15 protein-coding genes are annotated in these 14,028 nt (G+C 37.4%); 7 read left to right on the top strand and 8 right to left on the bottom strand.

The annotated features are described in order from the left end of the window. Positions 1–20 precede the first annotated feature (20 nt). The 3 genes from MHB44_RS02645 (at position 21) to MHB44_RS02635 (ending at position 2,828) form a co-directional block, all read left to right on the top strand. The gene (locus tag MHB44_RS02645; protein ID WP_341301478.1) at positions 21–1,586 is read left to right on the top strand and encodes an ABC-F family ATP-binding cassette domain-containing protein; all 1,566 of its coding nucleotides are present in this window, start codon (positions 21–23) and stop codon (positions 1,584–1,586) included. A 367-nt stretch (positions 1,587–1,953) separates the two neighbouring features. Then, positions 1,954–2,358 (top strand): transcriptional regulator Spx, encoded by a 405-nt coding sequence (gene spx / locus MHB44_RS02640; RefSeq protein ID WP_341301477.1) that lies wholly within the window; start codon positions 1,954–1,956, stop codon positions 2,356–2,358. A gap of 23 nt (positions 2,359–2,381) precedes the next feature. Further along, positions 2,382–2,828, top strand: coding sequence for a MarR family transcriptional regulator (locus MHB44_RS02635; RefSeq protein ID WP_341301476.1), 447 nt, complete (start codon positions 2,382–2,384; stop codon positions 2,826–2,828). Between the two features lie 105 nt (positions 2,829–2,933). Here the strand turns inward: MHB44_RS02635 and MHB44_RS02630 are convergent, their stop codons facing one another. Together MHB44_RS02630 and MHB44_RS02625 are read right to left on the bottom strand one after the other, a co-directional pair. Then, entirely contained in the window at positions 2,934–3,482 is a 549-nt protein-coding gene (locus tag MHB44_RS02630) for an RNA polymerase sigma factor (RefSeq protein WP_341301475.1), read from the bottom strand. A 225-nt stretch (positions 3,483–3,707) separates the two neighbouring features. Continuing rightward, entirely contained in the window at positions 3,708–4,835 is a 1,128-nt protein-coding gene (locus MHB44_RS02625) for a LuxR C-terminal-related transcriptional regulator (protein WP_341301474.1), read from the bottom strand. 192 nt (positions 4,836–5,027) lie between these two features. Here MHB44_RS02625 and MHB44_RS02620 point away from each other — a divergent pair, with 192 nt between their 5' ends. The 4 genes from MHB44_RS02620 (at position 5,028) to MHB44_RS02605 (ending at position 7,341) form a co-directional block, all read left to right on the top strand. Beyond that, on the top strand, positions 5,028–5,783 hold the full coding sequence (locus tag MHB44_RS02620) for a glucose 1-dehydrogenase (protein WP_341301473.1): 756 nt from the start codon (positions 5,028–5,030) through the stop codon (positions 5,781–5,783). Between the two features lie 17 nt (positions 5,784–5,800). Further along, entirely contained in the window at positions 5,801–6,544 is a 744-nt protein-coding gene (locus MHB44_RS02615; RefSeq protein ID WP_341301472.1) for a glucose 1-dehydrogenase, read from the top strand. Positions 6,545–6,671: 127 nt separating this feature from the next. Next, entirely contained in the window at positions 6,672–7,016 is a 345-nt protein-coding gene (locus MHB44_RS02610; protein WP_341301471.1) for a helix-turn-helix transcriptional regulator, read from the top strand. 199 nt (positions 7,017–7,215) lie between these two features. Then, a complete protein-coding gene (locus MHB44_RS02605; RefSeq protein WP_341302908.1) occupies positions 7,216–7,341 on the top strand; it encodes an AsnC family protein in 126 nt (41 codons plus the stop codon). 65 nt (positions 7,342–7,406) lie between these two features. Here the strand turns inward: MHB44_RS02605 and MHB44_RS02600 are convergent, their stop codons facing one another. From MHB44_RS02600 to MHB44_RS02575, 6 genes are all read right to left on the bottom strand, one after another. After that, positions 7,407–7,793 carry a RidA family protein gene (locus MHB44_RS02600; protein WP_341301470.1) on the bottom strand — a complete coding sequence of 129 codons (387 nt, stop codon included), beginning with the start codon at positions 7,791–7,793 and terminating at the stop codon, positions 7,407–7,409. Positions 7,794–7,814: 21 nt separating this feature from the next. Further along, positions 7,815–9,008, bottom strand: a complete 1,194-nt coding sequence (gene dpaL / locus MHB44_RS02595; RefSeq protein ID WP_341301469.1) for a diaminopropionate ammonia-lyase — start codon at positions 9,006–9,008, stop codon at positions 7,815–7,817. Between the two features lie 12 nt (positions 9,009–9,020). Continuing rightward, a complete protein-coding gene (locus MHB44_RS02590; protein ID WP_341301468.1) occupies positions 9,021–10,184 on the bottom strand; it encodes a M20 aminoacylase family protein in 1,164 nt (387 codons plus the stop codon). Between the two features lie 24 nt (positions 10,185–10,208). After that, the gene (locus MHB44_RS02585) at positions 10,209–11,624 is read right to left on the bottom strand and encodes a sodium:alanine symporter family protein (protein ID WP_341301467.1); all 1,416 of its coding nucleotides are present in this window, start codon (positions 11,622–11,624) and stop codon (positions 10,209–10,211) included. Positions 11,625–11,783: 159 nt separating this feature from the next. Then, positions 11,784–12,677 carry an AraC family transcriptional regulator gene (locus tag MHB44_RS02580; protein WP_341301466.1) on the bottom strand — a complete coding sequence of 298 codons (894 nt, stop codon included), beginning with the start codon at positions 12,675–12,677 and terminating at the stop codon, positions 11,784–11,786. Between the two features lie 18 nt (positions 12,678–12,695). Continuing rightward, positions 12,696–13,934, bottom strand: coding sequence for a Zn-dependent hydrolase (locus MHB44_RS02575; RefSeq protein WP_341301465.1), 1,239 nt, complete (start codon positions 13,932–13,934; stop codon positions 12,696–12,698). Positions 13,935–14,028: the final 94 nt, after the last annotated feature.

Genomic DNA, 14,028 nt, shown 5'->3' with positions numbered 1-14,028 from the left:
GAACAGTTGGAGGAACATATATGGCAATATTAACAGTTGAAAATTTAGGTCATTCTTTTGGCGATCGTACCCTTTTTAAGGATGTATCATTTCGCTTAGTGGAAGGCGATCATATTGGACTTGTGGGAGCGAATGGTGTGGGTAAATCAACATTGATGGGCATCATTACTGGTCAAACAATCCACGATACAGGAAAGGTTGAATGGCTTCCTGGCACACATTACGGTTATTTAGACCAGCATACAGCGCTCACTGCTGGCAGAACAATGCGTGATGTATTGCGCGATGCCTTTTTACCATTATATAAAAAAGAAGAAGAGCTTAATGACATTACAGGTAAGATGGCTGAAGCAACACCTGAGGAATTAGAGGTGCTGTTGGAGCAAATGGCTGAGGTGCAAGACGCACTGGATGCTGGAGATTTCTACTCATTAGATATGAAAATTGAAGAAGTGGCACGCGGACTTGGCCTCGATGCAATTGGCTTAGAGCGCGATGTGGCTGCACTTTCTGGTGGACAACGTACAAAGGTGTTACTAGCGAAGCTATTATTAGAAAAACCAAAAGTACTACTACTGGATGAGCCAACAAACTATCTCGATGAGGAGCATATTACATGGTTGAAAAGTTATTTAAAAAACTATCCATATGCTTTCTTATTAATTTCACATGATACAGAATTTATGAATGAAACAGTAGATGTTATTTTCCAGCTTGAGTTTTCAAAATTAACACGTTATACAGCAACCTATGAAAAATTCCTAGAGCTTGCTGAAATTAATAAGCGTCAGCATATTGAAGCCTATGAAAAGCAGCAGGAATTTATCAAGAAGCAAGAGGACTTTATTGCCAAAAATAAAGCGCGCTACTCAACAACGGGACGCGCAAAATCACGTGCCAAACAGCTCGATCGTTTAGAACGTATTGATCGCCCAGAAACAGCAGCAAAGCCAGAATTTAGCTTTAAAGAAGCTCGTTCCACTAGTCGTTATGTTGTAGAAGCTGAAAATTTAGTGATTGGTTATGATAAAAACAAACCATTGCTCCCTCCACTTACTTTTACGATCGAACGCGGAGAAAAAATTGCACTCGTTGGTATGAATGGTGTAGGTAAATCAACCCTGTTAAAAACAATGCTTGGGAAAATTAATCCTCTTGATGGGAAAGTTATTCGAGGCGATTACCTTCATCCCTCTTACTTTGAGCAAGAGGTAAAGGCGGAGAAAATTACACCGATTGATGATGTATGGAATGCCTTCCCTTCCATGGAGCAAGCGCAAGTACGTGCAGCTTTAGCAAGAGCAGGCTTAAAAACCGATCATATTACACGTCCACTTAATTCATTATCCGGTGGAGAGCAGGCCAAGGTTCGTTTATGTAAATTAATGATGGAAGAAGCAAACTGGCTACTATTTGATGAACCTACAAACCATTTAGATGTCGATGCAAAAAATGAATTAAAGCGTGCTATGAAAGAATTTAAAGGCACTATTGTACTCGTAAGCCATGAACCTGATTTTTATGACGGACTCGTGACAAAAGTTTGGGATGTTCAAGACTGGTTTACATCTGGACAACAAGGTTAATATTCATTACAAAGGGCAGCTTCCCAAGATTATCGGGAGCTGCCCTTTTACGTCTATTTTTCCTCACACTTACGCATAAATAGTCTCTAGCAAACATATCATAATCAATGGACAAGCAAATAAGACCGGTTCCTTATTTCTAGTAATTTTTCCCAACTTACATCATTGTAAGTTGGGATAGCGAAACTTTTTGCTGCTTTCTGCGTATAAGTTAATGTAAGTAAAAAAATATCATTCTAATATGAAGTTTTTTCAAATAACTATTGATTTATTTATATCTTACTAGTAAGATATATGTATAAGCAAATTAACTTACTTATAAGATATTTATAAAATAGAATCTAAAAAAGAAAGCGAGGAATGAAGAATGACAGTTACAATTTACTCACAAGCGAGCTGTTCTTCATCCAGAAAAGCACTTAAGTGGTTAAAAGATCACAATATTGACTATAAAGAAAAACGTATTACATCACATCCACTTACACTTGCCGAATTCAAAGAAATTCTTAGCATGACAGAAGATGGCACTGATGAAATTATTGCTACAAACTCTAATGATTTTAAAAACTTAAATATTGATATTGATCAGCTTTCTATTCAAGAGCTATTTGCCATTATTCAAGAACACCCAAGAATGCTTCGTAGTCCTATTTTAATAGATGAAAAACGCATTCAAGTTGGCTACAATGAAATGGACATCCGTCGTTTTATTCCACGTAAAGTACGTGCTTACGAATTAAATGCAATGACAAGATTGGCACAAGAAAGTTAAAAAAGTTTTGGAGTTGACCTTCTATGGATCAAGAAAAACAACAAGCCATTACCTCATTATTTGAAGTCGTCTCATCAATAGAGCGTAAGTGGGCAAACGAGTGGAATAATCATAATGCGCTTGGCTTTTCAAAATCCCATATTTTAATTTTAGACTATTTAGCGCAGGAGGGCCCCAAACGCCCTTCTGCTATTGCTGAACGCTTAAAAGTAACAACAGGTGGTGTTACGGTTTTAACAACGAAGCTTATTAATGCAGGTTTTATTGAAAAATCACAGCATGCAACAGATCGACGTGCTTCACAATTAGTAATTACGCCTGAGGGTGAAACCATTTTAGCGGAATCTCGTCAACAAGTGAGTGCCATTATTAACAATATGTTTGGTATGCTATCAGCAGAGGAACTTCAAACATTGCGCACTATTTTTTCAAAATGCTTACTGGATGTTGATTCGAATCAGCCAAAATAAAAAAAGCTGCATCGCAATTTTTTTTGCGAATGCAGCTTTTTAGGTAGATTTGTCGAGCAAATACCTCTGTCTAAGTATTTGTGAAGTGCGACCAATCTGCTTTCATTATGCGGGCAGCACAGATTCCACAAGCGATTCATCAGACATAAGCATTTCCTTTAGACGAGCTTTTGCACGAAATAGACGAGATTTCACAGTCCCAATGGACACTTTCATAATCGTAGAAATTTCAGCTAGTGAATATTGGTCTATGTAGAAATACCATAATGTTTTGCGGTAAATGGCATCTAATTGCTCCATTTTATCCTGCACTAGTTTCGTTACAATATCTTTTTCAATTTTTTCTTCTGTAGAAATATCATTATTGGGAACCAAATCTAAAATCGGTACGTCTAATGTTTCAGGTTGGTTCATCATATATTTGCTACGACGTACTTTTTTACGATAGCGATCTCTAAATGTATTCATTGTAATAGTTGTCAGCCAAGCTTTAATATGCTCTACCTCGGCAACGCTGTTTTCATAGCGCACAACCTTAACCCAAACTTCTTGCATTAAATCTTCAGCCTCTACATTATTGCGAGTTAGTTTTAAGCATAAGTGATAAATATAACGATTGTATTCCTCATATACGCCTTCTAATTTTTTATTCATTGTGTATGCCTCCGCTTCTTGTTCTTGCTTCTATACACATTCTCGCAAAATAATGTATTACACTCTATCGCATTGGCTTTCAATTTCATTACAATCATGTAAGCTTAAACATCATCACTTGTAATATTCGTAAAAATTGTTTTACTACTATATTACTTATTCCATCAATACCTTTATCATTACACTACCTCATTATTTTCATTACTATATTTTAAATAATACTTATTAGCTTAACAGACCTAAACGAAAAGCAGAGGCAACAACCTGTGTTCGATTTTTTGCTTTAAGCTTTGTCATTAAGCTGCTGACATAGTCCCTTACCGTATGCTCACTTAAAAACAGCAGTCCTGCAATTTTTTTATTATCATACCCTTCCGCAAGCAAGCCAAGAATCATCGACTCCCTTTCGGTAAAATGTAGCTCTGAGGCTTGCTCCACCTTCTCACCCTTGCGAGATAAAAATAAGCCCAACCGCTTCCCTACTTGCTCTAGTAATGCTAATTCATCCTTTGTACAATCAAATTCCTCCCCTAGCTGATCAAATGTCAGCCAGCCAAATAATTGATCTTGTTGAATAATGGGAATAAAAATAACAGAAGATAAATTAAATAATTGGATATGCTCCTCTTTTATATAATTTTTAGGATTCTTTAAATAAATGGGCTTTCTGGAGCTAAATATCGTGTTTTGCTCTGTTATATGCCCTTTCATGCTTTGTACCTTTGGCAGCTCCGCACCAATCACACCATAAAATTCATTAGACCATGGCACATATGCATAAAATACACATCTTTTATAGTTAAAATACTCTTCACATTTTTTCAAAATATAAGCTAAATCATGATAACCTGACGAGTAAATGAGCAATTTATCAAGCTTATCCAATAATTGAAGATGGCTTAATTGCTGATTTGTTGAATGGTTATCATTTGTCGGATGCACTACCTTATCATAATAAAGCTGTATTAAGTACGTAAATATCGAGAGTACATACATTAATACAGCATTCATACGATGATGTTTCTGGTGAATCATAAATGTAATCAATGATTTTTCAAAAATTAATTGAAAGAGATTAAAGCTTTTTATATCAATAATGGATAGCTGCGATTGCAGCCATGTATTTAAAAAATTTTGATAATCATCCTGTAAATCTTCAATATTTGTACGTGCTAGTAAATGTAAAAATGAATTGAGCAGCATAGCCGTTTTTTTGCGATCTTCCTCTGAAATAGAAGACTCCAGATAAAGATAAATATTGGTATTTTCCTCAATTTGCTTATGATGAACTTTAATAACTAGCACAAACTCTTGAAATGTCATTTCTTCAAAGGATTGAATTGGATGTGTCATAGGCAGCTCTTCTCCTTTATTTAAACATACCCCTATAAATGGTGGATACTCGTCATACTATTATACAGCATCTTATAGGATGGTTTTTGAAATTGGGAAGCGTAAAATAAAGGTATCCCTAAAATAAAGGGAATATTTTTAAGTCCTATAGCTAAATCTATATCCAGATAGAATGAAAGGTGCGTGCTTGACATGAGATTGGAAAATAAAGTAGCTATTATTACAGGTGGAGGGACAGGTATCGGTAAAGAAACTGCTCTCTTATTTGCTAAAGAAGGCGCAAAGGTAGTTATTACTGATATAAATGAACAATCTGGTAACGAAGCAGTTCGCGATATCCAAGCTATCGGCGGACAAGCACTATTTATTCGTCACGATGTAAGCAATGAAGATGATTGGAAAAAGGTTGCAGACCAAACAATCAAAGCATTTAATAAGGTTGATATTCTTTTCAATAATGCGGGTATCTATATTATTAAGCCACTTGCAGAAATCGAACTTTCTGACTGGAACCGCTTAATGTCCATCAATGTGACAGGTGTTTTCCTAGGTATGAAGCATATTATGCCATTTATGGCTAAACAACATAATGGTTCTGTTATTAATGCTTCCTCCATTGCGGGCTTAACAGGTGCTGCTGGACATGTATTATATGGAGCTAGTAAGGGCGCAGTTCGCATTATGACAAAGGACGCTGCTATGGAATACGCACCATTTGGTGTACGTGTCAACTCTATTCATCCTGGTTATATTGATACAGGTATGGCAGATTATGCATCAGTAACAACAGGAAGCTCTAAAGATGAATTAGGGAAAAATCTATTCCCATTAGGTCGTTTAGGTTCCGTTCAGGAAGTCGCTCAAACAGTATTATTTTTAGCCTCTGATGAATCTTCATTCTCAACAGGTGCTGAATTTGTGATTGATGGTGGCGCAACTGCAAAATAATAAAGGTGGTTATTCGAATGAAATTACAAGATAAAGTAGCAATCGTCACTGGTGGCGCTAGTGGGATTGGTGAAGCAACTGTTCGCTTATTTGTAGAAGAAGGCGCAAAGGTAGTCATTGCCGATTTTTCAGATCGCGGGCAAAGCATCTCAGAGGAATTAAATAACAATGGCTTTGATACATTGTTTGTGAAAACAGATGTAACAAGTGAAGAAGATATTAAAAATATGATGAGTGCAACAGTGAAGAAATATGGCAAGCTTGATATTATGTATGCCAATGCAGGCGTAGCTGACGATGCACCAGCACATGAATTAACGTTTGAAAAATGGAAAAGAACCATTGATATTAACTTATCAGGCGTCTTCCTTTCTGATAAATATGCGATTGAACAATTCCTTGCACAAGGTACAGGCGGCGTTGTCGTTAATGCTGGTTCAATCCACAGCTTCGTTGCCTTACCAAATCCAACAGCCTATGCTTCTGCAAAAGGTGGCGTAAAATTATTAACGCAAAACCTATGTACAGCGTATGCAAAAGAAGGCATCCGTGTAAATGCTGTATGTCCAGGCTATATTGAAACACCACTGCTGAAAGAAGTAGATACTGCAAGTAAAGAATACTTAGCATCTCTTCATCCACAAGGTCGTCTTGGCAAACCAGAAGAGATTGCAAAAGCTGTTCTGTTCTTAGCGAGTGATGATGCAAGCTTTGTCAATGGTACAACACTGCTTGTTGATGGCGGTTATACAGCTCATTAATATCCAGTAACAATAAAATGCGACAAAACTCTGGTCAATGAGTTTTGTCGCATTTTTAGTGGTATTCTACTTTTCCCTATTTTCGAAAATTCCTGTTAATAGAACCTTTTCTGGATCATAATTATACTTGGAAAACAATATTTTAAGCTTAAAGTTCAAAAAATTTCGAGAAGAAAAAGGAATCATGCAGCAAGAATTGGCTGAGCTTTTGGATGTTAGTGATAAATCTATATCCAAATGGGAACTTGGCAAAGGGTATCCAAGCAAGAAAAATATGTTAAAAATATCGGAGGTTCTTGATATTTCTGTAGAAACATTATTATTGGAAGAAAAAAATGATGATAAAGAAAAAATTAAGCTCAGTATAAAATATAGTGTAATCAGTTATATCTTAGTTTTTGCTGCTTCCATCATTATGAACGGGCTTAAAAATGCCGAGCAATATCATGATATTTTACGCTGGAAATCCTAAAATTGCTAGCAAACGCATCTATTCAAAATATGAGTATCGCGTTACCACCAGCGATTATTATTGGCTTTGTTTTTTATTTTTATATTTTCCCAAGGCAAGGAAAAGAGTAGAGGCAAGGTGGTAGCATGTTAAAACGACTGTTGAAACACAATAAAAAAGGCAAATAATGGCAATGCAGAAATCCTAATGGACGCCCAAAATTAACAATCAGTCATATAAAATTATTACAGTTAAAAGACAGTGGAAAAGTAATAGAGAGATTGCAAAATTACTCGGCGTTTCAGAAGCAACCATTCGAAGAAGATTAAAAGAATTGGAGAAGTAACAATAGTCTTTAAATAACAAGGTTTAAGTCCTATAGATGTCGTGACTAAAACCTTGTTATTTTTATTAACCGTAATATGCAATGACTTCCATTTCTACTAGCGCATTTTTAGGTAAACAGTCAACTGCATAAGCAGCTCGTGCAGGCAATATTTCACCAGTGAAATATTCAGCATAAATTTCATTCACTGCTGCAAAGTCATTAATATTATCTAATAATACTGTTGTTTTTACTACATTTGTAGAATCTAAGCCTTGATCTGCTAGAATGCTTTTAATATTATTACATACTTGATAGGCCTGCTCTTTGACTCCACCTATTGGAAATGTCCCTGTTTCAGGATTTATCGGAAGCTGACCAGATACAAATAGAAAATCCCCCGCTTTAACTGCTTGTGAATACGGACCGATTGCTGCTGGTGCCTTATCCGTAGAGATTTTTTGAATACTCATTATCTTTTCCTCCATCATCATTTAAATTGAATAAGCTCCATCCCATACAACTTTTTTGTAATGCGCAGCGTCCGTATCGCCTTCTGTGCTAAAGAATAAAATTTTTGAATCTGCCTTAATTTGTAATTGCTCTTTTAGCTCTGTGTATTGCGCTCGTCTTAACATTTCACTTACAGCGCCCACGCCCACTGCGCCTGATTCCCCTGAAATAACTTGTACATCGCCTTTTAGCGGTGCTGCTAAAATTCTCATGCCTTGCGCCGCAATATTATCTGGACAAGAAAGGAATGCATCCGTATAGTCATTTAAAATCTCCCAGCCTAATGTACTTGGCTCACCACATGCTAAGCCTGCCATAATTGTATCCATATTACCTTTGACATAATGTAGTGTGCCGTCATTCGCTTCAGCCGTTTTAAATATACAGTCTGCCTTATCTGGTTCTACAACAATGGTCATTGGGCGCTCTTCACCATAAGCGTCTGCAAAAAATCCTTGAACTGCAGCTGCCAATGAGCCAACACCAGCCTGAATAAAAATATGTGTGGGCTTTTCATCTAATTTCTTTAACTGTTCATAGGCTTCTACCACCATCGTGATATAGCCTTGCATAATATTTTTAGGAATTTCCTCGTAGTTTTCCCATGCTGTATCCTGCACTAATATCCAATTATTTTGCTCGGCATGCTCAGCAGCTAAACGAACCGTATCATCATAATTAAGATCTGTAATAGCAGCATCGGCCCCCTGTGCCTTTATATGATTTAATCGTTCTACTGACGAACCTTTAGGCATATAAACAACCGCTTTTTGCCCTAGCTGTTTGGCTGTCCATGCTATACCTCGGCCATGGTTTCCATCTGTTGCTGTGATAAATGTTAATTCACCTAGCTTTTCCTTCACATCAGGTGCAACAAGTCGATCATACGTTAGATCAGAGAGGTCAATATTTAGCCGTTTTGCTAGATATTTTCCAATCGCATACGACCCACCTAAAGCTTTAAAGGCATTTAGACCAAAACGATAGGATTCATCCTTTACAAATAGTTTGCTAATAGCTAGCTCCTGGGCTAAATGATCTAATACCGCTAAAGGGGTTGGCTTATACTGTGGAAAGCTTTGATGAAATGCATGTACTTTGCGAGCCTCCTCTAGTCCTAAAAAGCTGATGTTTGTACTTGGATTTTTCTTTCTATTAAATTTTATTAATTTCATCGTGACCCTCTCCTATTCCTTTGCTAGGCTAAGCTTAATAATTTCTGCAAAAAATTCAGCACCCGTTTCTATAATCTCATCATTGTAATCATAAAGTGAGTTATGCAGCGGAATTACGTCCTCACCTTCAACCTTACTTCCTAAAAATACAAAGCAGCCAGGGATTTTTTCGATAAACTTACCAAAATCCTCAGAGGCCATAATTGGAGTACAATCACTGTTTGTCTTTTCTTCACCAACGATATTTTTTGCAGCTAATGTTGTTACTTCATTGCATTTATCCCAGTTAATCGTAGGGGAAAATTCATGTGTATAATCAAACTCGCATTCAGCACCGTGCATGGCACATATACCCTCACATAAACTTCTCATTCTTTCCTCTAGCAATTTTTGAACTTCTGGCGTAAAGCTTCTAGTATCGCCTTTAATTTCTACATTTGAGGGAATAGCATTGCGAATGCCATCTGAGTGAATTTCTGTACACGATACGACTGCCGTTTGAAGTGGATCAAGATTTCTTGCCACTACTGTTTGAAGTGCAAGAATAATTTCAGCAGCAATAACTAAAGGATCTGTTCCCATATGCGGACTTGATGAATGTGCACCCTTGCCTTTAATTCGAATAATAAAGTTATCCTCACTAGCCATAATAGGACCTGGTTTTGTGTGTATCGTTCCAGCAGGCAATCCTGGCATATTATGTAGACCATAAATCTCGTCTACTGGGAAGCGCTCAAATAATTGATCGTCCATCATTGCTTGTGCACCCTTTCCTATTTCTTCAGCAGGCTGAAAAATAAAGCGAACCGTACCATTAAAATTTTTACGAGTCGCAAGTAATTGAGCAGCACCTAATAATGTTGTCATATGTCCATCATGCCCACATGCATGCATTTTCCCTTGATGCTCAGAACGATATGGCAAATCTTTTATCTCTTGTAGATTCAATGCATCCATATCAGCGCGTAACCCAATAATGCCTTTGCCATCCCCCACAGTAAGATTTGCTACAATACCTGTAGTACCGATATTTTCATGTACTTCTAAGCCCATTTTTTTAAGCTCCTGCGCTATATAGGCAGATGTTTTACTCTCCTCAAAAGCAGTTTCAGGATATTTGTGTAAATAATGACGCCATTCTAGTAATTGTTGTTTAAATTTAGTGTTATTCATCATATACCTCCAAATTATCGGAAAAGTCTAATTATTTTGTGTGACCTCATCAATATTAGCAAGATTAATCTTTGTAACATCTAATTCTTTATTCCATTCGGGCTCTTTAATGCCATTGCGTAATTGATGCATATAATTTTTATACGCATAGCGAACGTATTTGAATAAACGAAATAATGCATAGACATTAATAAATACAATAATCGCCAACATAAAATCAACTGAAGCCCAAATTGTTGTAAGTGGAACTACAGAGCTTAGTACAAGTACACCAGCAGCTACAATTCTATAAAGCCATATTATAGGTGTTGCGTTCTTTTTAAATACATAACGAATATTTGTTTCTCCATAAAATATATCAGCAAGGAGTGTTGTAAATCCGAATAAGAACATTGCCCCAAATACAATCCATTTACCAGTAGAGCCTAGTGCAACAAAAAATGCTTCTTGTAAAAGATTAATACCTGTTAAACCTGTACCAAGAACATCTGTCATTAATAATGCAAAGGCTGTACATGAACAAATTACAATTGTAGTAATAAATGTTCCTAGCATAGCTAAAAATGATTGTTCAATCGGGTGTTTAACATCTGCAGCAGCATGCATCATACCAGCAACACCATTACCAGCGTCGTTTGAGAATAAGCCTCGTGCAATACCGTGACGGAACGCTTCCATAATTGTATGTCCAATGGCACCCCCGATGACTGCATGACCTGTGAAAGCACTTTCAAAAATTAATGATAAAACAGCAGGTAATTGTGTAATATTCGTGATTACAATAAACACTGTAATCGCAATAAATGTTAACGCCATAAAAGGTACAATTAATGTTGAGAAATCAACAAGTCGCTTTACACCACCAATAATAACAATCGCTGTAAGAATAACAACTGCGATCCCTGGAAGAATTGGATGGATGTCCACAACCCCAGTAAATGAGTTGGCGATAGAGTTCGTTTGGATCGATGCAATAAATAAACCTACTGCGAAAATATAGCAAATAGCTATAATCATAGCTAATACCTTATTGTTAAGCCCCTTTTCTATGTAGTGGGCTGGACCACCACGATAAGTACCATCCTCTATTTTTTCACGGAATAATTGCCCTAAAGTCGTTTCAGCAAATGTAATGACCATACCTAATAATGCCGTAACCCACATCCAAAAAATTGCTCCTGGTCCTCCAGCAGCTAAAGCACTTGCCACCCCTACTAGGCTCCCTGTACCAACTTGTCCTCCAATTGCAGCACATAAAGTCGAGAAGCCCGAAATATCCCCATCTTTGCCTTTTAAATTTTTCTTCATGCACTTAATCGCATGCCCAAAATACCTTAGTTGAGGAATACCTAAACGAATCGTATAAAAGATGCCTACTCCTAGTAATAAATATGCAATGAAAGAGCCCCATAAAAAATCATTCACTTTGTTTAACAGTTCCATCCCATCATCCCCTTTGTATCAATCAAATATATTGCTTATTCCGTTTCAGTTATTCTAATATTTCGTCAATTAGGAATATACAAGATTATTATTTGATTTTATCAATATATTGAGAGGGAACTTTTTCCTTTCATATTGGGATGTAGCGTCAAACTTCTATTATACGCTTATATCTATATGATACTTTTTATATACTAATGGCGTCATATTCATCGTTTTTCTAAACTTTTCAATAAAGTAGCTCGTACTATTAAAGCCTACTTGATACGCAACTTCTGTTACATTAGATTCCTGATTTCTCAATAATTGCAAGCTTTTTTGAATACGATAATCCATCACATAATTTAATGGCGTCGTATTTAAAATGCGCTTAAAATAGCGACAACATTCCGAGCGACTTAAATGGCCTGCCTTTGCGATATCCTCTAAACTAATTTTCTCTGCATAATGAAGATGAATCCAGCTTAGCATTTGCTTGATTCGCTGGCTCTTTACCATTTCCGTTTGTACATATTCTGGCTCAAAGCCGTTTATAATTAAGTTTTTCCAAATAAATAGTAGCTGCATCGTTAAATCAAAATCAAAGTGCTGTGGTTTATGCTCTGTCAATTTCCTAACCTTTACAATGCTTTCTACAATATTTTCCCCCCATTGCTCGCTTTCATCTATAAAAATATAGGATAAATTCGTTGCTTGAATATACGGGACGATATACGTTGCATACAGCTCTTGTGGCAAAATAAACTTCGGCAAGACATTTAAACAAATATAAGTACAATTCGATTGCTCCTTATCCTTTGCCATATGCAAACAGCCGCTATTAATAAATAGTCCTTCCCCTTTTCGCACAGCAATCTTCTCCTCATTTACTTGAAAAATGGCTTCTCCCTGCACAACTAAAATAAATTGAACCTCCTCATGCCAATGAAGCGGGATATAGCCATGTATATTTTGCTTAATGGTTGTTTCATAACAAGCAAGTGGCAAACCAACCGTTTGATGATGCGTTAATTCCTTTAAGTTTTGATTCACGATAAAATCTGGAATTTGCACATAACCACCCCATTTTGCTTATTGCGCCATCACATTATGCACAAGCCGTAAAAATGCTCGAACGCCTACTTCTAGCTTCGGCTCTGGCGTATGCTCTTCCTTTGTATGCGATAAGCCGCCTTCAGACATTGTAAACATCATCACAGTTGGCACAAGCTTGGCCATTTCCACCGCGTCATGCAAAGGACCTGAGTACATTTTCATTGCCTCGCCTGTTTCTTCCTCCACAGCCTTTTCACATAGGTGAATAAATTGCTCATCAAACAATTGTGGGGCAACCGAATAAATTTTTCTCCATTCGACCGTCACGCCATTTACGCTCGCTATTTTTTCACTAACAGCCTGTGCTTCCTTATACATTTTTTGCAAATCAGCTGCATCAATTGTGCGCATATCTAAAGAAATCGTACATTTGCCTGGCACAATTGTGACAACATCAGGCTGCACCTGCACTTGACCAACCGTGCAAACCGCCTTATATTTTAACGCAAGCTTTCTTAACTCTAATGCCGTCTCCGCCGCAGCTAAAAAGGCATCCTGACGCATTGGCACAGGAAATGAACCTGCATGAGCAGCCTGTCCAACAAAATCTATATAATGACGCTCCACTCCTGCTGCGCCGAATACACACGCCACATCCTTCTGCTCTTTTTCTAACACAGGCCCTTGCTCAATATGCAGCTCTAAATAGCCTATAATATTTCTTTCTAATAATTCTTGATGCGCCTGTAGCATTTTGTCTGGCATCACTTGATAGGCGGATACTGCTTTTGCAAATGCAACACCATTACTATCAGCTCTTCCCATTAGCTCCTCAATACGTAAAGAGCCACTTGCCGCAGATGAGCCTAAGCAGCTATAGCCATAGCAAGCTCCTTCTTCATCTGCCCAATCAACAACATATAACGTTTTCCTTGGCTTTTGTTCTTCTGCTGAATAACGTCTCAATGCCTCAAGTCCAGCTAATACACCAAGTGCCCCATCAAGCCAGCCACCATTTGGCACACTATCTAAATGGCTGCCAATAACAATTGCCTCTGCACTTTCTCCTTCTAATTTCGTCCATACATTACCAGCACTATCTATCGAAACTTCTGCGCCAAGTGCCTCTGCCTTTTGACGATACCAATCACGAGCTGTTTGCCATAGCGCTGTCCATGCAACACGCTGTGCTCCATGCTCATCTGACGTTAATAAAGCAAGCTCCTTTAAATCAGCAATAACACGAACTGCTCCTTGTTCTAAACTATACTTCATCGCCATTCTCCTTTTATCCCGTATTAACAGGCTGTAAGATCCCCACTTCAAAAGAGGGAGTAGAAACGAAATGTTGAAGTGGGGATCAACAGCC

This window comes from Lysinibacillus sp. FSL H8-0500, assembly GCF_038051955.1.
GTDB classification, from domain to species: Bacteria; Bacillota; Bacilli; order Bacillales_A; family Planococcaceae; genus Lysinibacillus; species Lysinibacillus macroides.
Note: the sequence above shows the minus strand (reverse complement) of the source record. Positions and strands in the feature narration are given on the sequence as shown.

Excerpts from the sequence above, each read along its gene's own strand:
- MHB44_RS02645 (WP_341301478.1), top strand. The coding sequence starts at position 21 with ATGGCAATATTAACAGTTGAAAATTTAGGTCATTCTTTTGGCGATCGT.
- dpaL (WP_341301469.1), bottom strand. The coding sequence starts at position 9,008 with ATGAAATTAATAAAATTTAATAGAAAGAAAAATCCAAGTACAAACATC.
- spx (WP_341301477.1), top strand. The coding sequence starts at position 1,954 with ATGACAGTTACAATTTACTCACAAGCGAGCTGTTCTTCATCCAGAAAA.
- MHB44_RS02585 (WP_341301467.1), bottom strand. The coding sequence starts at position 11,624 with ATGGAACTGTTAAACAAAGTGAATGATTTTTTATGGGGCTCTTTCATT.
- MHB44_RS02615 (WP_341301472.1), top strand. The coding sequence starts at position 5,801 with ATGAAATTACAAGATAAAGTAGCAATCGTCACTGGTGGCGCTAGTGGG.
- MHB44_RS02630 (WP_341301475.1), bottom strand. The coding sequence starts at position 3,482 with ATGAATAAAAAATTAGAAGGCGTATATGAGGAATACAATCGTTATATT.
- MHB44_RS02635 (WP_341301476.1), top strand. The coding sequence starts at position 2,382 with ATGGATCAAGAAAAACAACAAGCCATTACCTCATTATTTGAAGTCGTC.
- MHB44_RS02590 (WP_341301468.1), bottom strand. The coding sequence starts at position 10,184 with ATGATGAATAACACTAAATTTAAACAACAATTACTAGAATGGCGTCAT.
- MHB44_RS02620 (WP_341301473.1), top strand. The coding sequence starts at position 5,028 with ATGAGATTGGAAAATAAAGTAGCTATTATTACAGGTGGAGGGACAGGT.
- MHB44_RS02625 (WP_341301474.1), bottom strand. The coding sequence starts at position 4,835 with ATGACACATCCAATTCAATCCTTTGAAGAAATGACATTTCAAGAGTTT.
- MHB44_RS02575 (WP_341301465.1), bottom strand. The coding sequence starts at position 13,934 with ATGAAGTATAGTTTAGAACAAGGAGCAGTTCGTGTTATTGCTGATTTA.
- MHB44_RS02600 (WP_341301470.1), bottom strand. The coding sequence starts at position 7,793 with ATGAGTATTCAAAAAATCTCTACGGATAAGGCACCAGCAGCAATCGGT.